Annotated in this window: 21 protein-coding genes; 10 read left to right on the top strand and 11 right to left on the bottom strand. The window is 57.9% G+C overall.

Features of this window, described 5'->3' with window-relative positions; genetic code table 11:
- Positions 1 to 11 precede the first annotated feature (11 nt).
- Positions 12 to 527 carry a GNAT family N-acetyltransferase gene (locus ABVT35_RS26055; RefSeq protein ID WP_368470540.1) on the bottom strand — a complete coding sequence of 172 codons (516 nt, stop codon included), beginning with the start codon at positions 525 to 527 and terminating at the stop codon, positions 12 to 14.
- 233 nt (positions 528 to 760) lie between these two features.
- Here ABVT35_RS26055 and ABVT35_RS26050 point away from each other — a divergent pair, with 233 nt between their 5' ends.
- The gene (locus tag ABVT35_RS26050; protein WP_368470538.1) at positions 761 to 1,744 is read left to right on the top strand and encodes a glutathione S-transferase family protein; all 984 of its coding nucleotides are present in this window, start codon (positions 761 to 763) and stop codon (positions 1,742 to 1,744) included.
- A 2-nt stretch (positions 1,745 to 1,746) separates the two neighbouring features.
- Here ABVT35_RS26050 and ABVT35_RS26045 read toward each other — a convergent pair whose 3' ends face one another.
- Positions 1,747 to 2,160, bottom strand: coding sequence for an NUDIX domain-containing protein (locus ABVT35_RS26045; protein WP_368470537.1), 414 nt, complete (start codon positions 2,158 to 2,160; stop codon positions 1,747 to 1,749).
- A gap of 138 nt (positions 2,161 to 2,298) precedes the next feature.
- Here ABVT35_RS26045 and ABVT35_RS26040 point away from each other — a divergent pair, with 138 nt between their 5' ends.
- The 5 genes from ABVT35_RS26040 (at position 2,299) to ABVT35_RS26020 (ending at position 5,937) form a co-directional block, all read left to right on the top strand.
- The gene (locus tag ABVT35_RS26040) at positions 2,299 to 3,195 is read left to right on the top strand and encodes a metallophosphoesterase (protein WP_368470635.1); all 897 of its coding nucleotides are present in this window, start codon (positions 2,299 to 2,301) and stop codon (positions 3,193 to 3,195) included.
- A gap of 257 nt (positions 3,196 to 3,452) precedes the next feature.
- Positions 3,453 to 4,163, top strand: a complete 711-nt coding sequence (gene minC, locus ABVT35_RS26035) for a septum site-determining protein MinC (RefSeq protein WP_368470536.1) — start codon at positions 3,453 to 3,455, stop codon at positions 4,161 to 4,163.
- Positions 4,164 to 4,193: 30 nt separating this feature from the next.
- Entirely contained in the window at positions 4,194 to 5,009 is an 816-nt protein-coding gene (minD, locus tag ABVT35_RS26030) for a septum site-determining protein MinD (RefSeq protein WP_368470535.1), read from the top strand.
- Entirely contained in the window at positions 5,006 to 5,269 is a 264-nt protein-coding gene (gene minE / locus ABVT35_RS26025; protein WP_368470534.1) for a cell division topological specificity factor MinE, read from the top strand. Before minD ends, minE begins: the two co-directional genes overlap by 4 nt.
- Positions 5,270 to 5,574: 305 nt before the next feature.
- Complete coding sequence (locus ABVT35_RS26020; RefSeq protein WP_368470533.1) at positions 5,575 to 5,937, top strand: hypothetical protein; 363 nt, start codon at positions 5,575 to 5,577, stop codon at positions 5,935 to 5,937.
- A gap of 13 nt (positions 5,938 to 5,950) precedes the next feature.
- Here the strand turns inward: ABVT35_RS26020 and ABVT35_RS26015 are convergent, their stop codons facing one another.
- From ABVT35_RS26015 to ABVT35_RS25985, 7 genes are all read right to left on the bottom strand, one after another.
- Complete coding sequence (locus ABVT35_RS26015) at positions 5,951 to 6,610, bottom strand: hypothetical protein (protein ID WP_368470532.1); 660 nt, start codon at positions 6,608 to 6,610, stop codon at positions 5,951 to 5,953.
- A gap of 153 nt (positions 6,611 to 6,763) precedes the next feature.
- Entirely contained in the window at positions 6,764 to 7,264 is a 501-nt protein-coding gene (locus ABVT35_RS26010) for a permease (RefSeq protein ID WP_368470531.1), read from the bottom strand.
- 42 nt (positions 7,265 to 7,306) lie between these two features.
- Positions 7,307 to 8,062 carry a TetR/AcrR family transcriptional regulator gene (locus ABVT35_RS26005; RefSeq protein WP_368470530.1) on the bottom strand — a complete coding sequence of 252 codons (756 nt, stop codon included), beginning with the start codon at positions 8,060 to 8,062 and terminating at the stop codon, positions 7,307 to 7,309.
- Between the two features lie 140 nt (positions 8,063 to 8,202).
- Complete coding sequence (locus ABVT35_RS26000) at positions 8,203 to 9,000, bottom strand: alpha/beta fold hydrolase (protein ID WP_368470529.1); 798 nt, start codon at positions 8,998 to 9,000, stop codon at positions 8,203 to 8,205.
- A gap of 45 nt (positions 9,001 to 9,045) precedes the next feature.
- Complete coding sequence (gene leuA, locus ABVT35_RS25995) at positions 9,046 to 10,761, bottom strand: 2-isopropylmalate synthase (RefSeq protein ID WP_368470528.1); 1,716 nt, start codon at positions 10,759 to 10,761, stop codon at positions 9,046 to 9,048.
- A 349-nt stretch (positions 10,762 to 11,110) separates the two neighbouring features.
- Positions 11,111 to 13,288, bottom strand: a complete 2,178-nt coding sequence (locus tag ABVT35_RS25990; protein ID WP_368470527.1) for an anthranilate synthase — start codon at positions 13,286 to 13,288, stop codon at positions 11,111 to 11,113.
- 200 nt (positions 13,289 to 13,488) lie between these two features.
- Positions 13,489 to 13,959: a MarR family winged helix-turn-helix transcriptional regulator gene (locus ABVT35_RS25985; RefSeq protein ID WP_368470526.1), complete on the bottom strand. Its 471-nt coding sequence runs from the start codon at positions 13,957 to 13,959 to the stop codon at positions 13,489 to 13,491.
- A 157-nt stretch (positions 13,960 to 14,116) separates the two neighbouring features.
- Between ABVT35_RS25985 and ABVT35_RS25980 the strand changes: the two genes are divergently transcribed.
- The 3 genes from ABVT35_RS25980 (at position 14,117) to ABVT35_RS25970 (ending at position 17,803) form a co-directional block, all read left to right on the top strand.
- A complete protein-coding gene (locus tag ABVT35_RS25980) occupies positions 14,117 to 14,434 on the top strand; it encodes a hypothetical protein (protein ID WP_368470525.1) in 318 nt (105 codons plus the stop codon).
- Positions 14,435 to 14,585: 151 nt separating this feature from the next.
- Positions 14,586 to 15,749 (top strand): adenosylhomocysteinase, encoded by a 1,164-nt coding sequence (locus ABVT35_RS25975; protein ID WP_368470524.1) that lies wholly within the window; start codon positions 14,586 to 14,588, stop codon positions 15,747 to 15,749.
- A gap of 194 nt (positions 15,750 to 15,943) precedes the next feature.
- The gene (locus tag ABVT35_RS25970; RefSeq protein ID WP_368470523.1) at positions 15,944 to 17,803 is read left to right on the top strand and encodes an ABC transporter ATP-binding protein; all 1,860 of its coding nucleotides are present in this window, start codon (positions 15,944 to 15,946) and stop codon (positions 17,801 to 17,803) included.
- A gap of 117 nt (positions 17,804 to 17,920) precedes the next feature.
- Here the strand turns inward: ABVT35_RS25970 and ABVT35_RS25965 are convergent, their stop codons facing one another.
- Both ABVT35_RS25965 and putA read right to left on the bottom strand, forming a co-directional pair.
- Entirely contained in the window at positions 17,921 to 19,600 is a 1,680-nt protein-coding gene (locus tag ABVT35_RS25965; protein ID WP_368470522.1) for a formate--tetrahydrofolate ligase, read from the bottom strand.
- Positions 19,601 to 19,801: 201 nt separating this feature from the next.
- Positions 19,802 to 22,909 (bottom strand): bifunctional proline dehydrogenase/L-glutamate gamma-semialdehyde dehydrogenase PutA, encoded by a 3,108-nt coding sequence (putA, locus tag ABVT35_RS25960; protein WP_368470521.1) that lies wholly within the window; start codon positions 22,907 to 22,909, stop codon positions 19,802 to 19,804.
- A gap of 112 nt (positions 22,910 to 23,021) precedes the next feature.
- On the opposite strand from putA, the gene ABVT35_RS25955 reads away from it, so the two are divergent.
- A complete protein-coding gene (locus tag ABVT35_RS25955; protein WP_368470520.1) occupies positions 23,022 to 23,483 on the top strand; it encodes an Lrp/AsnC ligand binding domain-containing protein in 462 nt (153 codons plus the stop codon).
- Position 23,484: the final 1 nt, after the last annotated feature.

The following is a 23,484-nucleotide window of genomic DNA, read 5'->3' as shown; positions in this document are numbered from 1 at the left end:
CTTGCATTGAACTAGGCAGACACCATGGAATCGGCGCGCCAGGCGATCCTGCCCTCAAGGCGGTCATGCGTGTAGTCGCCATTGGCGGCGATCAGGATACGTGCCGGATCGACAGGACCCGGAAACACGAGACGGGCTGTCACCGGCGTAAACCCGAGCGGGCCGTAATAGGGCGGATCGCCGACCAGAACAACGCCCTCGCTGCCCGCCTGATGTGCTGCTGCCACTGATATTCTTACCAGCTCACGACCGATGCCAAGGTTCTTGAAAGACGGCCGGACAGCGAGCGGGCCCAGCAAATGCCCCGCAATACCACCGGCCATGACCGGCGTCAGGCGTACGGAACCGGCGATCTCGTCGCCGACGGCGGCAACGAAAGACAAGACCGGATCATGCGGGCCTTGCTCCCTTACGCGTTCGGCGGCGCGGACAAAACGGCCCGGACCGAATGCTTCTTCGTTGATGATGGCAATGATGCCGTTGTGGGAGGTGTTTTCGTTCAGATAGACAGGCTTGATCTCAGACATGTTTGAACCCGGAAAATTTCAGCTTGATACAACAGGACACGCACCCCGAAGGGCGTTCGGGTATCAACGTCGTCGCAGCTGTCCGGTATGGTTCATGGCCTGGCCTTTTTTCCGTTCAGCGCCGATAGCATAATCGGCGCAGCGATTGCAATGCAAAACACACTGTTCAATTAATCCGCCTTCGCCTTATTGCTTTCGCACCCTATCTTGCAGGCAGGATAAGGAGACATGGCATGGGTATGCTCGTTGACGGCGTCTGGAAGGACGTGTGGTACGACACCAGGAAAAGCGAAGGACGCTTCAAGCGGGCGGATTCGCAATTCCGCAACTGGGTGACCGCAGACGGCAGCGCCGGCCCAACCGGCGGCGACGGATTTGCCGGCGAATCGGGCCGCTATCACCTGTATATCTCCTACGCCTGTCCCTGGGCGCACAGGACACTCATTTTCCGCCAGCTCAAGGGCCTGGAGCCGCACATTTCCCTGTCCATCGTGCACTATTTCATGGGTAGCGGCGGATGGGAGTTTCACGACAAGGACGGCGGCACGGCCGACACCCTTCACGGTTTCGACCATATGTGGCAGGTCTACACGGCCGCCGATCCTTCCTACACCGGCCGGGTAACGGTGCCCGTTCTGTGGGACAAGAAGACCAATACGATCGTTTCAAACGAATCGTCGGAAATCATCCGCATGTTCAACAGTGCCTTCAACGGCCTTGAGGGCGTCAATGCGGATCTCGATTTTTATCCCGAGGCGCTGCGCACCGAGATCGACGCCATCAACGAACCAGTATATCACCACGTCAATAACGGCGTTTACAAATGCGGTTTCGCAACTGCGCAGGAAGCCTATGAGGAGGCATTCGATGCCCTGTTTTCAACGCTGGATATGTTGGAAGAACGGCTTTCGACAAGGCGTTATCTTCTCGGCGACCGGTTGACCGAGGCCGACTGGCGCCTGTTTACGACACTGGTGCGGTTCGATCCCGTCTATGTCGGCCATTTCAAGTGCAACAGGCAACGGATCTTCGACTACCCGGCGCTCTCGGGTTATCTGCGCGAGCTTTACCAGATGCCGGGCATTGCCGGGACGGTGAACATGACGCACATTAAAAATCACTACTATATGAGCCATGAAACGGTGAACCCGACGCGCATCGTCCCGAAAGGACCGGACATCGATCTCAAAGCCCCACATGGCCGCGACGGCTTATAGGCCTACCAGTAACGCCCAGGCGCCGCATTTCCCGAAAGTTCGGCAAGGCGGCGCTGCGTAGCCCGCGAGATACCTTCGGGAAGTTTGTCCAGTGCAAAAAATCCAGCCTCGGCGATTTCGAGATCCGGCTTGTGCAAATCCCGTTGGGCAACATTCCTGCAAACGAAAAAAACGACGTGATCGCGGCGATTGATCCATCTGTTGTGGTAGACGCCAAAAAGCTGAGCCGGCTCACTCAGCGTCAGATTGCCTTCTTCCGCCAGTTCGCGTTCCAGCGATTCATAGACAGATTCGCCACCCTCGACGCCTCCGCCCGGCATGTGCCAGCCCGGAACATAGGTATGGCGGACAAGGAAAATCCGCCCTTTGGCATCAAAGGCTGCTGCGCGAACGCCCACAGTCAGCGGCCGTCGCATCAAAAACAGCTTGTTCAGCACCCATTGAAATACCGGCCGAAGCGAACTTTCCCGGTCCGGGCACATATCCCCGCCAATCTGTTCATCCCGGTTGCCGGTTTCTTGCTCAATTGCCGATGGACGGCTATGTCCCGCATTATGTTTCGACTTGCCCATATATCCGACATCCATCTCGGCCCGCTGCCGCGTCTGACGGCACGTGAACTCGCGTCCAAGCGCATCACGGGTTATGTGAACTGGCACCGTAACAGGCGCAAGCGCTTATTTGGCAATATCCTCGAATCATTGCTGGAAGATATTAATTCCGCCAATCCGGACCACCTCGCCATTACCGGTGACCTCGTGAACCTGGCAGCCAGGGCTGAAATCGAGATGGCAGCCGGCTGGCTTGCCGAAACGGGCGATCCGGAAAAAGTCTCCGTGGTGCCCGGAAACCATGACGCTTATGTGCCGGGCGCCTTCAAAACACTTTGCAACGCATGGCGGCCTTTCATGCTGGGTGACGATCATTCGGTATCGGCCAGCGGCGACAATCTGTTTCCTTATTTGCGCAAGCGCGGTGATGTGGCACTCATCGGGGTTTCCACGGCCAGCGCAACACTGCCATTCATGGCCAGCGGAATCTTCGACCGTCGCCAGGCGCACGCGTTAAGCGACATTCTCGGTCAGACCGGCAATGAAGGGCTCTTCCGCATCATCATGATCCATCACCCGCCGGTGCGCGGCGCCACCCGGCTCCACAAGCGCATGTTGGGAATCAGGCGTTTTTCCGGTGTCCTCAAGAGTCACGGGGCGGAGCTGATTTTGCATGGCCACACGCATCTGGACACGCTCCATCACCTTCCCGGAAAGCATCGAACCGTTCCGGTTGTCGGAGTGCCATCGGCCAGTGAAGCGCATGGCGGCAGGCGTCCGCCATCGGGATATAACATCTTTACGATAGATGGCACCGCTGGCGATTGGACCTGCACGCTCGACCGTCACGGCCTGCAGCAGGGCGGGAAATTCGAACTGCTGGGCACGCAGACGCTTTAAGGTATACGTCCGAAAGTAACGGCGACCGGATACGGTTTTGGCCGGTTGCCAAAGATATGGCACGGGAAATCCCGGTCTGATCCACACCGGACTGAACAGCCGACTGGCTGACCGGCCGGTGCATCTGCAAACGCCTGAGAGCGTCTTGAAAACGAATTGCACCAAATAATCGACTCTCCAGCCTCCCGAAAGGTCTGTGAGGTAACTATTCGTTAACCACGATTCAAATAGGCTTGGGCAACGGAATATTAACCAAGATGACCGAAGTGCTAACCGATACCCAGCCTATCCGCCTGAAGGGTCGCTCCTATCTTGCGCTCGTTCTCAGCCCAGAGCTGCCGTTCGATGACTGGCTCGAACGACTTGATAATCTGGCTGCCCGTTCAGCAGGCTTTTTCCTGCGGCGTCCGATCGTATTGAATGTTGAAGGTCTCGACATTGACCGCCCGCAATTGCGCGGACTTCTGAGCCAGCTTGGCAAGCGGGATGTCCGGATCATGGGCATCGAGGGCGCACACGCTTCGTTGCTTGGCAGTGACATTCCACCAAGCCTGGCTGGCGGACTCCCGGCCTCCGACATCGAAGCGCCGGATGAAAACGCACAGAACAACAAACCGGACGAGGAGACGACTGCCGCGCCAAATACGTCGGTCATGGTGACCCAACCGGTCCGGTCCGGCCAATCGCTGATATCGGAGGGCGATGTAACCGTCGTCGGTTCGGTGGCTTCCGGCGCGGAGGTCATCGCCGGTGGCTCAATTCATGTTTACGGAACGATCCGCGGGCGCGTCGTCGCGGGTTCGATGGGAAATACTTCGGCGCGTATCTTCTGTCGCAAACTTGAAGCGGAGCTCGTATCGATCGCGGGCTATTACAAGACCGCCGAAGATCTGGAACTCGAGCTGCGGGGACGGGCTGTACAGCTCTGGCTCGACGACGATTCGATCTTGGCGGAAACACTGACCTGAGCCGGCGGCCGGCCAATTGAGGAGAAGCACATGGGGAACGTAATTGTGGTCACATCGGGCAAAGGCGGTGTCGGCAAAACCACGTCAACCGCCGCGATCGGCGCTGCTCTGGCCCAGAGAAATGAAAAGGTCGTGGTTGTCGATTTCGATGTGGGCTTGCGTAATCTGGATCTTGTCATGGGTGCCGAACGGCGGGTGGTCTTCGATCTGATCAACGTCATCCAGGGGGAAGCAAAACTGTCGCAGTCATTGATCCGCGACAAACGACTGGAAACGCTGTTCCTCCTGCCGGCATCGCAAACGCGCGATAAAGACAAACTCACTCCCGAGGGTGTGGAGCGGGTGATCGGTTCGCTGAAAAAAGCTTTCGACTGGGTCATATGCGACAGCCCGGCCGGTATCGAAAGCGGCGCGACAATGGCAATGCGCCACGCCGACGCGGCGATCGTCGTGACCAACCCGGAAGTATCGTCGGTGCGCGACTCCGATCGCATCATCGGCCTGCTTGACGCAAAAACAGTGAAGGCCGAACGCGGCGAGACCATGGAAAAGCATCTGCTTCTCAATCGGTACGACCCTGGCCGTGCCGCCAGCGGTGACATGCTGAATGTGGACGACATGCTTGAAATCCTGTCTATCCCGCTTCTCGGCATCATACCCGAAAGCACGGATGTGCTGCGCGCCTCGAACATCGGTGCACCGGTGACGCTGGCCAACAGCAGCAGCGCGACGGCACGAGCCTATGTAGAGGCCGCGCGCCGGCTGACCGGCGAGACCATACCGGTCACCGTGCCGGGTGAAAAGCGTAGTTTCTTCGGCAAGTTCTTTGGAAGGAAGGCTGCATGAATATACTCCGTTTATTCGGTAGGCGGAAATCGGCTTCCGCGGCCCGCGAGCGGCTGCAGGTGTTGCTTGCACACGAAAGGGCGTCGATGGGCGGCACCGACCTTGTGGAGATTCTCCGCGAGGAGATCGTTGCTGTTCTCTCCAAACATGTGAAAATGGAGGGCCGCCGGGTCCATGTTAAAATGGAACGGGGCGCACAGGTCTCGACACTCGCTGTCGACATCGAAATCCCGTTTGACACAGGTGCGCGAGCGGCATGAGCATTGCCGCTCCTCAGACACGGCCCTATGGGCCATCGACCGGTTCGTACAGGATGTGCAAAGCGGCAAGACGGATGTCGCCTGGCAGTCAGGCCGCACTATCCAGATGAATTGAAGGTATTTCCGTAGTGGGAGATTGCCGGCAGGTCCGACGCAGGCTCAAATACAACCAAGAGATTCAAGTTGCTCAAAACGAAACAGCAACGACATCCGGTTTGACACGCAAAAAAACCAATCCCCATCTCTCTCTAAACAACCCGTGATAAGCGGATACGATATTTGCACGGCAGGAGAGAATTGCTCAGATGCTGGAAGCGTTGTTAAGCACTGTCGGATTTGTTCTAAGGGCAGTGGAAAACGTGCTCACAATCAGTCCTGAAATTATTGTGGAAGTCGTGGGATACCTAACCGCCAAAATACTCATTCCCATAATCAGCTTCGGTACGATCAGAGTTCAGAAGTTCACATCGAGCGAAACCGGGTTCAATTCTTTCGGCTTCAAAAGAGAGCCTCGTGGAACACTTCTGTGCAGCGTGACGGCAGCCGGCTGGCTTGGGGTTTTGATGTGGGTTCTTTTTTTCGTCGCAGCCTACATCCGCATAAATTCCGTTACAGCAGACGCAACCATTACCGCCGCGCTGGCAGCTGCTGCAAATTTGTGGGCGTAATTGTCATATAGCCCTAAAGCATGCTGATTTTCGGAGCGATCTGGTCCCAGAAGGCCGCCGCCATCAAGGCGCTTGCGACAATCAATCCGAATGCAAACCAGAACAGGGCTGCAAAGACGCCGAGCCCCTTGGCTGGTGCCTTTGCCGGCGTCGGATTTTGCGGCTGCGCGCGCCTGACTGCGGCTGCTTTGGCCGGCCGTGCCGGTACGGACTGCGCCCCCTTAGCGCTAGCCGGTTCTGCCGGTTTGCCGACGTTAAGCGGGTCGTGTTCCAGGAAGCGCTGCCGCTGGACCATCCGCTCGGCAACATAGCGTGTCACGCTGTCGGCGAGCGCCATCATGTCTGCATCTTCGGCGATCACCACACGGCCATAGCGGGTGTCGCGGACAAACCGGTAGGTACGGCGGTCCGTACCCATATGCACATGCGCAATGGCATCGATCCAAAGGCGCGGCTGCTCACCCGAAGACAGGTAAAAATCGAACTGGTCGTCCGCGGTCGGAACCTCATCGAAAATCGGGGCAAGTTCTTCCGCCAGAAGTTCAAGACGCGCCCTGTGCGCTTCCCTCATATCGACCACAACATCTTCGCGTTCAGCCGCCGCGATCCTCGCTTCGCGCACGACATCGGAAAGGCGTCTGCTTTTACCGCCAGGCGCCGTGGATTTGCTCATCAGGTGATCCGCCGTCAAACAGGGTTAACCAAGCCTTAACATAATGTATATGCGGACAAAATTAAATCGCGCATCAGGTCCGCCGGGACGGTAGCCACGAGACGATTCGGCGTGTTTTGCCACATGGCGAGCTCATGACCGCCAAAAGCGGCATTATTTTGTTTGCAGGATCGGAAGCAGCGCGTGTGTCAGCAGACCGGCGAAGAGCGGCAACAAAAGAGAAACCGCAAACCGCAGCATGGTTAGTTTCCAGCCGTAAAATCCCACCTCCACGGGCACTTTGATCAATGACAGCGTTGCCAGTGAAGTCAGGTAGGTCATGATGACCGGCAGACCTGCACCGGCCTTGTAAAGCGCGGCCACCAGCGGCATGCCGAACACACCGGCAATCGGGGTGATGATGCCGGCGAACCAGGCGAGCACGATCCCCCGCCAACCGGCGGAATCGGAAAGCCAGTTCTGGATGAATTCCCGCGGAACAACAGTCTCGATGAACCCTGCGAGCAACACCGCAATGACGATGATCGGCGTGAAGCGCAGCAACTGTCCGCCGCTGTTCGTCCACGCGAGCACGAAAATCTCAGGCCCCTTCGTCCAAGCGTAAAGGACAAGACCGATGAGCAGTACCAACAAAAACAGGATTGAAAACTTCATGATCTCCCCTCGGCCGCGTCGTGGCACATGGGCCGCTGTGGTTCAGGGCGCCCTGCGCGCACTCTGCAGGAACATCTTCAAAATCGCATCTGTGTCTCTTTCGATATCGAGCGGCCGGTCAAGATAGGCCGGACCGAATGCCGAATACTGCACAAGCAGGCCATTGAGGTTCATGGCGAGATCCTCGGCGGATACGTCCCGGCGAAGCACACCGTCCCGTTGGTGTTTTTCCAGGTACTGGATCAGCCGCGAAAAGGTGGATACCGAATCGCGTCTCAGCGCCGCCAGATATTTGCGCTCGGCCGGCTTCATCGAGAATATGATCTTCGCGATATCCTGATTGTGATGGCCGAAGCGCAGGCCTATCTCGATGATCTGTTTGAGGTCCCGCTCTAAATCGGGGTCCCTGCTTTCCAGCGTCTGCCTGATAACGAGCTTCGGTCCCATTTCGGCAACGAAACGGCCGAGCAGGCTCTCCTTGTCCTTGAAGTGTCGGTAGAGCGTGGCAATGCCTATGCCTGCTTCCTTGGCGATCTGCTCCATGGTGCAGGCGAGAAAACCGTATTCGCCAACAACTTTTCTGGCAGCGGCGAACACGCGAACGTCCATATCCAGGCTGTCATCGAGACGGATAAGGTTTTCATCAGACAGCCGGTTTAACAGGGCATCCTTGCTGCCGATGCGGCGATAGAGCGTTGCCCGTGACAATCCGGTCCGCGCCTGAAGCTGATCAAGCGTAAATCCTCCGCCAATTTCGTTGAACAAACCGATTGCCGCCTGTTCGATGTCGTCCTGCATTTTGATTTCTGCCTGTTTGATACAAACGATATGAGATGCTATCATATCGTCTCATATCTGGTCAAATTACGCGCGCTGCGGCAATGACAGCATCGCACCTGAAACATCAAATAATCCGAAATTGAAAAGCGAATACGCGCCTAGCCAGTGGCGGCTCGTATATTCTGGCGGACAAGGGACACAACGTCCTCGCCGCGCTCATCGATGAGCATATGACCCGTATTCTCAAACACATGGGCCGCGAACATCGGTGGAAGCCGGTGCGCCTGGCGCGTCGGCAGTACGCGGTCCTGTGTGCCCCATAAAACCTTGACGGGCATTTGCAGCTCCGCAAGCTCGCCGCGCCAGAAAGTCCCTTGAACGAGGTCCGCGCCTTCCTGCCTGAGCATCTTGTCGAGAATGATCTTCAGCTTGTCCACACAGTTCGGGATATTGCGGCTTTCAACCAGAGCCTCAACCATCGGCGCCGGTATCTCGGCATTCCAGCCGAACATGTTTTCAAGCGCGCCGAGCATCTCGTGATGGGTGGTCGCACCAGCATAGCGGCGCAGCAGACGGTGATTGATTTCCGGACCGTACCCGCCAGGTGCAAGCAGCGTCATGGAAGCAACCAGCGCCGGGGTGCGCAGCGCAATCAGGGTCGCGACGGCACCGCCCATAGAGTGACCGACGAGATGTACCTTGCCGATGCCGCGACCGGCAAGATCCTCGGTGACGGCGCCGGCCATCTTGCCGGACCGTTCGAACCCTGTGCAGTTGATCGAACGTCCATGGCCGGGGAGATCATAGGCAAGCGTGCGTATTTCGCCCGCAAGGGCCTTTTGCACATTTGCCCAGACATGGGCGCCGGCGCCGAAGCCGTGCAGAAGGACAATAGGGGCGTCATTGCCCTGCCCTTCCTCCACGGCAAACAGTGTATCGGTCGATGTGGCGTCCAAGATGATCCTCTCATGACCGCCGGCCGCAGCGGGCCGGTGATAAAATCAGTTTCCGGAGAGCAGCCTGTTCGCCGCCGACACCACCGCCTCAAGCGATGCGGCAACGATGTTCGTGCTGATACCCACACCGAAGAGTTTACCGCCCGGATGCTCCATTTCCATGTAGCAGATTGCCGCTGCATTGGCGCCGTGCTGGAGCGAGTGCTCGGAATACTCGGCAACCGTCAGATCGATGCCGACGTGCTGCGAGAGCGCATGCACGAAACCGTCGATCGGACCGGTTCCCTGCCCGGTAATCTTGATCTGCTCGCCGCCGTCGCTGATGATCGCTTCGACTTCACGCACGCCCTTTACCTCCGTGGACGGATAGGTGTGGTGATCGACATAGGCAAGGCGCGCGCCGGGCTGCTCGACATAGCGCTCCATGAACCGCTCATAGATGAGTTTTGAGGGCAGCTCCTCACCTTTTTCTTCGGTGATGCGCTGAACATCGCCCTGGAATTCCACCTGCAAAGCGCGCGGCAGGTTTAGCCCATAGTCTTCATGCAGCACATAGGCGATACCGCCCTTGCCGGATTGCGAGTTGATGCGGATGATCGCCTCATAGGTCCGGCCCACATCCTGCGGATCGATCGGCAGATAAGGCACCTCCCAGATTTCAGTGTTGGCAGCCCGGATCGCCTTCATACCCTTGTTGATTGCGTCCTGGTGTGAGCCTGAAAAGGCCGTGTAGACCAGCTCGCCGACATAAGGATGACGCTCCGGGATCACCATCTGGTTGGAGTATTCATAAACGCTCTTGATCCGCTCAATGTCCGTGCAGTCCAACTTGGGATCAACACCTTGGGTGTACATGTTGAGCGCCAGCGTTACGACATCGACATTGCCGGTGCGCTCTCCATTGCCGAACAGGGTGCCTTCCACCCGGTCAGCGCCCGCCATCAGGCCGAGTTCGGTCGCCGCAATACCGGTGCCGCGATCATTGTGCGGATGCAGCGAGATGATCAGGTTTTCGCGGTTGTCCAATTGCCGGCACATCCACTCGATCTGGTCGGCGTAGATATTCGGCGTCGACATCTCGACCGTCGACGGCAGGTTGATGATCAGCTTGTTGTCCGCCGTGGGCTGAACGACTTCCGCCACTGCATTGCAGATCTCCAGCGCCACTTCCAGCTCGGTGCCGGTAAAGCTCTCAGGCGAATATTGAAACCGGTAACCGCCACCGGCCTTGGCGGCCATGTCGGTTACCATCTTGGCGGCATCGACGGCAATCTGCTTGATGCCGGCCACATCCTTGGCGAAGACCACGCGGCGCTGCAACTCGCTGGTGGAATTGTAGAAATGCACGATCGGCCGGTGCGCACCCTCGAGCGCTTCGAAGGTGCGGGTAATCAGTTCCGGTCGGCACTGAACCAGAACCTGGAGGGACACGTCCTCCGGCACGTCATGGTCCTCGATACACCAGCGGGCAAAATCGAAATCCGTCTGCGAGGCGGAGGGAAATCCGATTTCGATTTCCTTGAATCCCATATCGAGCAGCAGCTGGAACATGCGTGATTTGCGGTCGTGTCCCATGGGATTGACCAGCGCCTGATTGCCGTCGCGCAGGTCGACCGAGCACCAGATCGGCGCTTTTTCGATGCGTTTGGACGGCCAGGTGCGGTCTTCGAGGCCGGTCAGCGGATAGGGCTGATACTTGCGCGCGGCATGGGCCATGCCGCCATTACTCTTCGACGTTGATGATTGGTCTGTGACTGTCATTCTGTCTCTCGTTTTTCTGTCAGCCTTGCCACTGGACTTTACGCATCCGGGCAGGCTTTGCCTGTAGGGCCTTTGGTCTTCGTCTGTAAAGGAAAAAGGAGCTCATGCCACCGGCGATCGACCGCCGGACGCTCCTCTAACGAGCCCGGCGATCGCCAGTAAGGCCGAGAAGCAGTAGGTCGTGCGAAAACGCGGCCCGCGCCTTGGCGCGTTCCTGTACGGTTTTCAAAATTGCATCGACCATATTCGTCATCATGTGCGGAGTTATAACCGCGACTTCTAAAGACGGCAACCGTCAATTGACCGGCTGCAGTCATTCAGTTGCCGCTTCGATAAACGCAAATGGACCCTATTTCTCCCGGCGCGCCATATGAGCAACGACATTTTCAATCATGCGCATTCCGGCATCCTGACCGAGGGTCATGATGGATTCGGGATGAAACTGCACCGCGGCAACCGGTTCGTCACGGTGCTCGATACCCATGATCGTGCCGTCTTCGCTTTCAGCGGTAATGGAAAAATCCTTCGAAAGCGTCGCGGGATCGGCAAAGATCGAATGGTAACGCCCCACCGTTGCCTCCTTTCCAAGGCCTGAGAAGACAATGCCCGGATCGTTGACCCGGATGCGGGACGGCTTGCCGTGCATCGGTACTGCCAGCGTTCGCAGTTCGCCGCCATAGGCTTCGGTGATCGCCTGCAGGCCAAGACACACCCCGAAGAGCGGCAGGCCACGCTTGCGCACGATCTTGATCGTTGCCTTGCAGTCAAAGTCTTTCGGTGTTCCGGGACCGGGCGAAAGCACAACCAGATCCGGGTCCACACTGTCGAAAATATCTTCTGAAACGGGCGTTCGTACCGTCGTCACCTGCGCACCGGTCTGGCGGAAATAATTGGCCAGCGTGTGCACGAAGGAATCCTCATGATCGACTAGCAGGATCCTGACGCCCTCGCCCACCTTGGCCGCGCCACGCGCCATTGCGGTCTCGTTGCTCTGCCCGGCATCGCGGATTGCCGCAAGCATGGCAGAAGCCTTCAGCTCAGTTTCTGCCTCTTCGTCCTCCGGCACGGAGTCAAAGAGCAGCGTGGCACCCGCCCGGACTTCGGAAATGCCGTCTTTGATGCGAATGGTGCGCAGTGTCAGGCCGGTATTCATGTCGCCGTTGAAGTTAACCATGCCGATCGCGCCGCCATACCAGGCGCGCGGGCTCTTTTCATGTTCCTCGATAAAGCGCATGGCCCACAATTTCGGCGCACCGGTCACCGTCACGGCCCAGGCATGACTGAGAAATGCGTCAAATGCGTCCATGCCATCGCGCAGCCGGCCTTCAACGTGGTCAACCGTATGGATGAGCCGCGAATACATCTCGATCTGCCGGCGGCCGATAACCCGCACGGAACCCGGCACACAGACCCGGCTCTTGTCGTTACGGTCGACATCCGAACACATGGTGAGCTCGGACTCGTCCTTCTTTGAATTAAGCAGCTTGAGGATCTGCTCGGAATCGGAAATGGCATCGTCACCACGTTTGATGGTTCCCGAAATCGGACATGTCTCAACCCTTCGGCCGCTCACCCGGACGAACATTTCCGGCGATGCGCCGACAAGATATTCACCCTCGCCAAGATTAATGAAAAAGGAATAGGGCGAAGGGTTCGTCTCCTTCAACCGCCGGGCAATTGCCGAGGGCTGGCTGACGCAGCGCTCAAAGAACATCTGCCCCGGAACCACTTCGAAAAGGTCGCCGCGCTTGAAGCTCTCCTTGGCCCTGGTTACAAGGTCGGCATATTCACCCGGCTTATGGTCGGCGCGCGGCGGCGTTTCGTCTGTCGCGACAAACGGTTCAGGCTCAGTATCGCGGGCCTTGCCGACGGTCGTGTGGTCGCGGCGCGAAAACTCGTACCGGTCAACCCAGGCGCGCGCGGAATAGTGGTCGACGACCAGGATCTCGTCAGGCAGGAACAGCACCAGGTCGCGCTGTCCCTCCGGCCGCTCGAGATGCTGCGGGACACTGTCGAACTGAAAGGCAAGATCATAGCCAAAGGCACCATAGAGGCCGAGGTTGCTGTCTTCCTCGCTGTGGAAGAGGTCTGTGATTGCCCGCAAAACACTGAAGACGGTGGGAACGCGCGAACGTTCCTCTTCCGTAAAGGACCGGTCCGGAAATGCCACTTTCAGCGCGATGCTGTGTCTGGTCTTTTCACCGACGGTGACATCCGACAGCCTGCCAAGCCTGCGCTCGACAATGGCGAGCAGTGCTTCGCCGCGTTCATTGTGGGCTTCAAAACGCATGTCACGTCCGGTGGCCGTGATCGACAGGGGCGGATCGATGATCGCAGTATCCCAGCGCGTGTAGCGGCCCGGATATTCGTAGTTGGATGAAAATACCGCGCCGCGCCGGCTGTCGAGACCGTCCACATAGGTTTCGATCGCTTCCGCATAGGGCGTATCCACCCGCGCTCGGCTGATTTCGACGCCACCGCGCGTGACATAGATCTCCGCGCTTTCGTCCGTATTTATTGCCGTCATCTCTTCCGATCCTCAAATTCCGCGCACAAAAAAACCGCCGGGAATGTCCTCAGCGGCTTTGCAAGTGTTACGCACAACTGGCTGCGGCCGCTCTTAGCGAACCCACCACCAGATCTTGTTGATGTTATGTGCGTGTTTCATGGTTCCGTGTTAACGCCCTATGCAACCGAGCGCAAGTTATGATTCCAAATTCGCGTGCCTCAATTTTCGGCAATCTGTCGCAGCACCCTTGAAAATACGGCATATTCCTCGGGGCTGAACCGGGCCGCAATTTCCTCTTCCACGGTGCGCTTGACCTCATCCGCATCGTGCATGGCTTGCATGCCCTTTTCGGTAAGACCAACAATTTTCCCCCGAGCGTCGTCTGGATCGCGCTTGCGCTGCAATATGCCTTCAGACACCAGCGCGTCGACAAACTGCTGGATGGCCTGCTTGCTCAGGCCGCTGCGTGCAACAAGATCTGCCTGGCGCATTCCCTTTCGCGGCATCAGGCCAAGCAGGTTTGCCCGTGCTTCGGTAAACCAGCCGTGCCCTCTTTGCTGCATCGCATCGACAAACCGTGTCTTCCACCGGTCGCGGGCACGCCATAGGTCCCAGCCAATATGCTCGGGCAACTGGGATTCGGGTTTTCCTTTTCCGTCCTTCTCCATGGAGTTCTTTTCTTTAGTCAAGCAACTTGACTTTTTCATGCATAATACCTATAGTCAAGTTACTTGACCATTTATCACAACCGCGGATACCTACGCCGGATCGAACCGGCAGGCATGGATGAACTATGCCTGATTCCAAGGTGAATGGGTCAGGAAACTCACATCAAAGGAGCTGTTCATGGCCATACTGGAAAAAGCCGTTCTGGCAATACTGACAATCGGATCCACCCACTATGTCGACATCGGGCAGGATAAAGACGCCGTCATCTACTATGCGGATGAAAGCCGCATTCATATGGTGCTGCCGCAGGGCCCGCAGATGAACGGCGACTGGCATTTGCTGCCCAGCGGCTACCACGTCAAATGGGAAAACGGCCCGGAGGGCGATTGGCAGATTTCCTACGAACCCGGTGTTCTGACCTATATCGACGCAGACGGAAAGAAGGTCGGCACAATCACCCGTCTGGTGCCCGGAAATCCGGAAAACTTTCAATAATATTGACACCGATCCGGATGATTCGCACAGCGGGTCATCCGTCAGCCGAATTTCTCCCACCCAAGAACTGATTTGTTTTGCTGAACCAATAAGATAAGCTCCACTCTGTGCGGCGCATCACATGTCCGGCGCCGAAGCACAGGATGGAAAAATGACAAACCGGCAGACAAAATCGCGGATTGACTGGGTCAGTTCAAGCTGCCGCCTGCTGGCGGAAATCGAGCGGGAATTTTCCAGAACAAGGCCCTTTGAGAACCTGACAATCGGCACCGGAATTCATCTCGAGCCGAAGACGGCGGTGTTGCTGTGCACGCTGAAATCAGGGGGCGCGCGCGTTGTCGCGACCGGCAATCTCAACAGCACGCAACCTGAGACGGTGGACTACCTGTTGTCCCACGACATCGAGGTCATTGCCGAACAGACCATCGATCAGTCTGTCCACGACCTCTCGCTCAACCAGATCATCGCCGAAAAGCCGGACCTGCTGCTCGACAATGGCGGCGATCTTTTTGCCTGTTATGCCGAGAATCCTTACCCGAATTTTCTGGGCGGGACCGAGGAAACCACCTCGGGCCGCATGCGACTGCAGCCAATGCGCGATGAGCTGATTAAGCCGATCCTGGTCATCAATGACAGCCCGATCAAGCAGTTCGCGGAAAACCGGCATGCAGTCGGGCAAAGCATATTCGAAAGCTATATGCGCCTGACCAACCGCTCAACCAACGGCAAGCGGGTCACCGTTTTCGGATACGGCGCCTGCGGCAGGGGCGTTGCCGCCAATTTCAGGAACGCAAACAGCGTGGTCAGTGTCGTCGATGTCGATCCGGTCACTACATTGGAAGCGCATCTGGATGGATTCAGAACGCCTGAAAGGCGGGACGCGATCCGCGATGCGGACGTGATCATCACGGAAACCGGAGCCTTCAATGTCGTTACCGCCGATGATCTGCCGGATTTCAAGGATGGTGTCCTGTTGATCAATGGCGGCCATTTCCCGACGGAAATCGCTGTAAGTGATCTTGCGGAAAGCGCTTCAGTTATCCAAAGAGAATTGTTCGAGGAACAGGGCATCGAGACGCTCAGGCTTGATGACGGCCGCTCCGTGCACATTATATGCGACGGTCACATGGCCAACCTTGCCGGGCCGCGCCCGCTCGGCAATTCGATTGAATCGATGGATCTCGGTTTCGCACTGCAGGCACGCTGTCTGGAATATATCGCGCGCGGAAAAGCGACGGAGGCGGATTGCGTCGTTCCCGTTCCCGCGTCCATCGACGCGGATATCGCCAACGCCTATCTGGCGCTCAATCGTTAGGCCAACGGCAAAAAAACGGCAAGCCGGTTCGAATCGTAATCTGTTCAGGCCCTCGAATCACCCACTGTGTAAACGGCCGTATTGCCCACATTACTGGCAATCTATCCCAATGATTGAATTACGCGTTTCCGCCACACGTCATCCGTGCTTAATTCTCCGCGTATCCTTTGTCCGGTCATTGGAATTGAGCCGCTATGTCGTTTTCAGATATCGTATATCGTCCGTTTGAGACGCTTATCCGTCCGTTGGACATCCCTTATACCCCATTGCCATCCAAGGGCCCTTTCGCTCTGGTCCTGCATTTCGCACGGATGTTTCGAGGTGTTCTGGCCGCCATCGTTCTTTTCAGTGTGGCTGTCGAGTGCATCAATCTCTCGGTGATCTGGGGTATTTCGGTTATCGTCGACGGGGTGAGCGCAACGGGCCCCGCTGAGTTCCTGCGGGAAGACTGGCCCCTGCTTGCGGTTCTGGGTGTTCTCTTTTTCCCGTTGCTGCCGCTTTGCATTTTCTTCGCAAATACGCTGAATTCCCAGGTCGTGACCGTATGCATGCCGGCAGCGATGATATGGCAGGGCCACAAGTCAGTCGAACGTCAGGACCTTGCCTTTTTTCACGACCTCTTCGCCGGTCAGGTCGCCGCACGCATCTCGCAGGTTGCATCCGCCCTGCAGCAACAGGTCGTCGTCGCCTTTCAGAGCGTACCGCACTTTACCGTGCAGTTTGTCGGGTCGCTCGTTCTTCTGGCAGCGCTGTCCTGGCCGCTCGCTATTCCGGTCTTCATTTGGATCGTGGCCAACGTCGCCATAGCAGTAATGGCGGTACCTCTGTTTTCCGAACGCGCACGCCAAACCGCCCGCACCCGCAGTCTTGTGGTCGGCGCCATGACCGATCTCTACAGCAACATTCAGATGGTCAAACTCTTTGCAGCCGAGGACAGCGAGGCAGGTGCGATCCGGGACATCATGGGAAACGCAGTGGAAACGCAGCAGTTTGAACGGCGCATCTACCTGACGACCGACAGCTATGTCATTCTTCTCAACGTTTTCCTCACGCTAGGCAACGTCGCCATAGGTCTCTGGGGCCTCGTCGCCGGCTTCGTCACCATCGGCCAGTTCGTCGCCTCGATCGCCATCGTTCAGCGGCTGTCTGCCAATGCACGGGCCTTCCTGCAGATGGGGCAGCAGATCTTTCAGGCGGTAGGCACGATCCGTGATGCGATGCCGGTCGTAACCTCACAACCCACGATAACCGATGCGTCGGATGCCGTGCCCCTCAGCGTCAAGTCCGGTGCCGTCGAGTTCAGAGACATCAAATTCGAATATCAGCAGGGCCAAAAGGTGATCCACGATTTATCGCTCACGGTCCGCGCTGGCGAAAAAGTGGGGCTGGTCGGTGTGTCCGGCGCCGGAAAGTCCACCCTTGTAAGCCTGCTTCTCCGGTTCTTCGACCTGAAGGATGGGGCGATATTCATCGACGGTCAGGACATCAGTCACGTGACCCAGGACAGCATACGAGAAAGCATTGGCGTCGTAACCCAGGATGTCTCGCTGCTGCATCGTTCTGTCGGTGACAATATCCGCTACGGTCGTCCCGATGCGTCGCTGGAAGAGATGCAGCACTCTGCGCTGCTGGCCGAAGCCGACGAATTCATCGCCGATCTCAGGGATAGCGAGGGCCGGACCGGCTACGATGCCTTCGTCGGGGATCGCGGAGTGAAGCTTTCAGGGGGCCAGCGCCAGCGCGTCGCAATTGCCCGCGTGTTGCTTAAGGACGCGCCAATCCTCATCCTTGATGAGGCTACTTCTGCATTGGACAGTGAAGCTGAGGCGGCAGTTCAGGACAATCTCGGAATTTTGATGGAGGGCAAGACGGTCATTGCCATCGCCCATCGGCTATCTACGATTTCCAGTATGGACAGGATCGTCGTTCTCGATGAAGGTCGCATCGTTGAGGAGGGAACGCCGTCGGCGCTACTCCAACGGGACGGGCTGTATACCCGACTATGGCAGAGGCAGACAGGCGGTTACATTGGCGATGCTATCGACAAGATATGATGCACCTGGCCGGCTCTGCGCTCACTCCCGCCCTTTGGCGCAAAGCCCACAAAGGGCCGCTTCGGGCAGTGAGCCCGAAGCGGCCGTATTGTCCCTGCGGATAGATGGGATCAGTGCCTAGAACAGGCCTTCGATATAGCCCTGTTCGTTGAGGTGGATCTTTTCCGACGACGGAACGCGTGGCAGGCCGGGCATGGTCATAATCGCACCGGTTATCACCACAATGAAGCCGGCACCGGCTGAAAGCCTCACTTCGCGGATCGGCACCGTGTGATCGGTCGGCGCGCCGCGCAGGTTCGGATCGGTCGAGAAAGAATACTGCGTCTTTGCCATGCAGACCGGCAGATGGCCGTAACCCTGCTCTTCCCACTGGCGAAGCTGATCGCGGACGGCCTTGTCGGCGATGACCTCGGAGGCGTGGTAAATACCTTTTGCGACGGTCTCGATCTTCTCAAACAGCGGCATGTCGTCCGGATAAAGCGGCGCGAACTGCGAAGCGCCGGATTCGGCCAGTTCAACGACCTTATAAGAGAGCTCTTCGATCCCTGCGGACCCATCCGCCCAGTGGCGGCAGACGATCGCTTCGGTGCCGAGCGTTTCGACATATTCCTGAACGGCGGCGATTTCACCGTCGGTGTCGGAAATGAAATGGTTGATGGCAACAACCACAGGGACCCCGAATTTCTTCACATTCTGGATATGACGGCCAAGGTTGGCGCAGCCCTGAACGACGGCTTCGATGTTTTCCGCGCCTAGATCTTCCTTCTTCACGCCGCCGTTCATCTTCATGGCGCGCACCGTGGCGACGATAACAGCTGCATCAGGCTTGAGCCCTGCCTTGCGGCACTTAATGTCGAAAAACTTCTCGGCTCCGAGATCGGCACCGAAACCGGCTTCCGTAATGACGTAGTCGCCAAGTTTCAGGGCCGTGGTGGTTGCAACAACGGAGTTGCAGCCATGGGCGATATTGGCGAACGGACCGCCGTGAACGAAGGCGGGGTTGTTTTCCAGCGTCTGTACGAGGTTCGGCTGCATGGCGTCCTTCAGAAGCACGGCCATGGCACCATCAGCCTTGATATCGCGGCAATAAACCGGCGTCCTGTCGCGGCGATAGCCAATGATGATGTCGCCGAGACGCTTTTCAAGGTCTTCCAAATCCGTCGCCAGACACAGGATCGCCATCACCTCTGAGGCGACAGTGATGTCAAAGCCGGCTTCACGCGGAAAGCCGTTGGCAACGCCGCCCAGCGAGCAGACGATTTCGCGCAGGGCGCGATCGTTCATGTCCATGACCCGCCGCCAGGCAACGCGGCGCATGTCGATGCCGAGATCATTGCCCCAATAGATGTGGTTGTCGATCATCGCGGCCAACAGGTTGTGGGCCGATGTGATGGCGTGGAAGTCGCCGGTAAAATGGAGGTTCATATCCTCCATCGGCACAACCTGTGCATAGCCGCCGCCGGCGGCACCTCCCTTGACCCCGAAGCACGGTCCGAGAGAAGCCTCACGGATACAGATGACGGCTTTCTTGCCGATGCGGTTGAGCCCGTCGCCAAGGCCGACTGTCGTTGTAGTCTTGCCCTCGCCGGCGGGTGTCGGGTTTATCGCCGTCACCAGGATGAGCTTGCCGTCCTGCTTGTGCTTCTGCGCCGCGATGAATTCGGCGGACACCTTGGCCTTATCATGGCCGTAAGGCAGCAGGCTTTCGCTTGGAATATCAAGCTTTGCCCCGATCTCCATAATCGGCTGCTTGTTCGCTGCGCGTGCAATTTCAATATCGGATTTGACGTCGGCCATGTTTCGTTTTCCTCATCTGGCGCTCCGCAACCGCCACGGTTGCCCGGCGCACCATAAACGCAACATCTGCCCTGCCGACCGGCCAAAAACTGCCGAAAAATGCTACAAATACGACACCGACGACCGCAGCAAATGCTGCGGCCTTGTGTGACGCTTTGTCGTGAGAAAAATGTACTGCGCGAAATGCCCGCGAAACGCGGGTTATTCGTCGTCGATTGCCATCAGGCTGGCGTTGCCGCCGGCGGCGGCCGTGTTGATCGACACCACCTGCTCCTGGGCAAACCGGCACAGGTAATGCGGTCCGCCGGCCTTGAAGCCGGTGCCGGAAAGACCCGAGCCACCGAAAGGCTGCGTACCAACAACGGCGCCGATTGTGTTGCGGTTGACGTAGATGTTGCCGACATCCAACCGGTTAAGAACCTTGGCAATCCGCGATTCGATGCGTGTATGGACACCCATCGTCAAACCGTAGCCGGTGGCCGCGATGTCATCGAGCACCGTGTCGAGCGTTCCGGCCTTCCACCGCACCACGTGAAGGATCGGCCCGAACACCTCTTCCTTCAGGGCCGACGGCTTGTCGAGTTCGACAATATGCGGAGCAAAGAAGGTGCCCTCCCTCGGCGCCTCTCCGGCAAAGCGGATGGTCTGCGACCTGCCCATTGCCTCGATATGGGCAGCGAGCATGGACCGCTGTCCCTCGTCGATGATGGGCCCGACATCGGTATCGGCTTTCTGCGGCTGGCCGAGGTGAAGCTCGCGAGTCGCGCCTTCGATCATCTCCAGCATGCGGTCAGCGACATCGTCCTGCACAAACAGCATGCGAAGCGCCGAGCAGCGCTGACCGGCGGACCGGAAGGCTGACATGATCACATCGTCCGCGACCTGTTCGGGCAAGGCCGTTGCATCGACTATCATGGCATTCAGCCCGCCTGTCTCGGCGACCAGCGGCACGATCGGCCCGTCCTTTGCCGCCAGCGTTCTGTTGATGGCCCTGGCGGTACCGGTCGAACCGGTAAACGCCACGCCGTCGAGGCGCGGATGGGAAACAAGGTTGGCGCCGATCTCACCATCGCCAGGCAGATAGATCAGCACGTCTTTTGGCACGCCGCATTCGTGCAGGATGCGCACCGCTTCGAAGGCAATCAACGGCGTCTGTTCCGCCGGCTTCGCGATGACGGCGTTTCCGGCAGCGAGCGCTGCTGTTACCTGGCCGAGGAAGATCGCCAGAGGGAAATTCCACGGGCTGATGCAGGCAAAGACACCCCTGCCGCGCCAGCCATAGCGGTTTTCCTCGCCTGTCGGGCCGGGCATCAGTTCCGGCTCCTTGAAGAGGACATTGGCCTGCGCGCCGTAATAGCGGCAAAAATCCACCGCTTCGCGGATTTCGGCAATGCCGTCGTCGAGCGTCTTGCCGGCTTCAAGCGAAAGCAGCGCCATAAAGCGGTCACGCTCGGCTTCAAGCATGTCCCCTGCCCGTCGCAAGGCAGCTGCACGCTCATCCACCGGGGTTCGCGACCACTTCTCGAAGCCGCCGCGCGCAGCAAGCATTGCCGTATCGATGTCTTCGACACTCGTTTGCGCAATGGTGCCGACAACCCTGCCCGGCTCTGCCGGAGAACAAACATCAACCCCGCCCCGATGGACCTTCACGCCTGGGATCAGCGGATGCGCTTTGACTGCCTGCACCGCTTTTTCCATACCTGACGTCAGCGCATCCAGCTCTTTTTCATGACCGAATTCGACACCGGCGCTGTTTTTCCGGTTGTCGTAGATATCAAGCGGCAGAGGAATATCGCTGTGCCGGGCGCTTTTGCCTTTTGCAAAGCCCAGCTGATCCAGAGGCCGTACCAGAAGCTCGCTGACGGGAACGCTGGTGTCGCCGGCAACAGCCACGAAAGACGAATTGGCGCCGTTTTCCAGCAGCCTGCGTACGAGATAGGCCAGCAGGTCGCGATAGCCGCCAACCGGCGCATAGATACGGCACGGCACCGGAACATTGTTTTCCTGGACAGATTCATAAAGCGCTTCGCCCATGCCGTGCAGCCGCTGGAATTCGAAGCCGCCCCGGTTGTCACCGGCCATTTCCAGGATCATCGCCACGGTCAGCGCATTGTGCGTTGCAAATTGCGCAAAGATCCTCTCGCGCACGTCGAGCATCTTGCGGGCGCAGGCGAGATAGGAAACGTCCGTAGCGGCCTTGCGCGTATAGACCGGGTAATCGTCAAGGCCCCGCTCCTGTGCGAGCTTGATTTCCGTGTCCCAATAGGCGCCCTTGACGAGGCGCACCATCATGCGGCGGTCGGTATGACGGCACAATGCATCCACAAAGTCGATGACTTCCGGTGCACGCTTCTGATAGGCCTGCACCGCCAGTCCAAAACCGTCCCAGCCGGCGAGCGACGGATCGCAAAACACCGCCGCAATCACCTCCAGCGAGATCTCCAGCCTGTCGGCCTCTTCGGCATCGATGGTGAAGTTGAGATCGTGCGCCTTCGCGCGCTGCGCCAACTCAAGAACGCTCGGAACAAGTTCCGACAGAACCCGGTCGCGATGGGTGGCGTGATAACGCGGATGCAAGGCGGAGAGCTTGACGGAAATGCCCATGCGGTCCGGAAGTTTCTTGTTGCCGGCCGCCTTGCCGATGGCCTCGATTGCATCGGCATAGGACTGCCAGTAGCGCTTCGCATCATCTGCCGTGCGTGCGCCCTCGCCGAGCATGTCGAAGGAATGCCGGAAACCGCGCTCCTCGTTCTTGGCCGCCCGGCCGAGTGCCGCCGAAATGGTTTCGCCAAGCACAAAGTGATGGCCGAGAAAACGCATTGCCTGTTTCGTCGCCGTGCGCACGGTCGGCAGGCCAAGCCGCTTGACCAGCCCCTGAAGCATGGATTCAGGTGTTTCACCCGGCTTGATCACCCGCGCCGTCACACCGAGAGCCCAGGCCGATGCGGCAACGAACCAGGTGTCGCCATGGCCCTCCTGTGCGCTCCAGTTGCCTTCTTTGAGCTTATCCTCGATCAGCCGGTCCTGCGTGCCCGCGTCGGGAACGCGCAGCAATGCCTCGGCAAGCACCATCATCGCAAGCCCTTCGGGCGTTGAAAGGCCGTACTCGCGAAGAAAATCCTCAACCCCGCCAATGGATCCGGCATTGTTACGGATGGCTTCGATATAGCGCGTCGCGCGCTTGTCGATATTCTCGTTCTGCTGCGCATCGAGATGTAGTTGCTTGGCAAATTCAGCGATCAGGCCGTCGTCATCGGCGGCATATGGTGCCTGGAACTGGGGCACCACGGTTGCAAGCGGAGCGTTCATTCGGTCTCTCCCGTGTTTTCCCCATTCTATCTCGACAGGATTAGTTTTACTCACTATATTTTGCACAAAAATAATTATGAACAACTGGAATATTGATATAATCTGGTGATTTATGAAAGTAATCGATCAAACCGATAGAAACATCCTCCGTTTGCTGCAGCGCGAAGGCAGGCTATCCAACATCGAGCTTGCAGAGCGCATACATCTTTCCCCGACGGCCACGGCCGAAAGGGTCAAGCGCCTTTCCCGCGAAGGATTTGTCGAAGGTTATTCGGCCCGTTTGTCACCGGCAAAACTTGGCCGCGACATGCTGGTCTTCGTGGAAATCAAGCTGGACCGAACGACCGCCGATGTCTTTGAAGCCTTCGCCGATGCGGTCAAACGCAGCGACGATGTCATGGAATGCCACATGGTCGCCGGCGGTTTCGACTATCTGGTAAAGGCGCGGGTTCAGGGCATGGCCGCCTATCGTGCATTTTTGTCGGATGTGATCCTCACGCTTCCAGGGGTTCGTGAAACCCACACCTATGCGGTCATGGAAGAGGTAAAGAGCACCTCCTACCTTCCGGTTTGAG

This window comes from Hoeflea sp. TYP-13 (genome assembly GCF_040932035.1).
Classification (GTDB): domain Bacteria; phylum Pseudomonadota; class Alphaproteobacteria; order Rhizobiales; family Rhizobiaceae; genus Hoeflea_A.
This window is presented reverse-complemented; position numbering and strand designations above follow the sequence as displayed.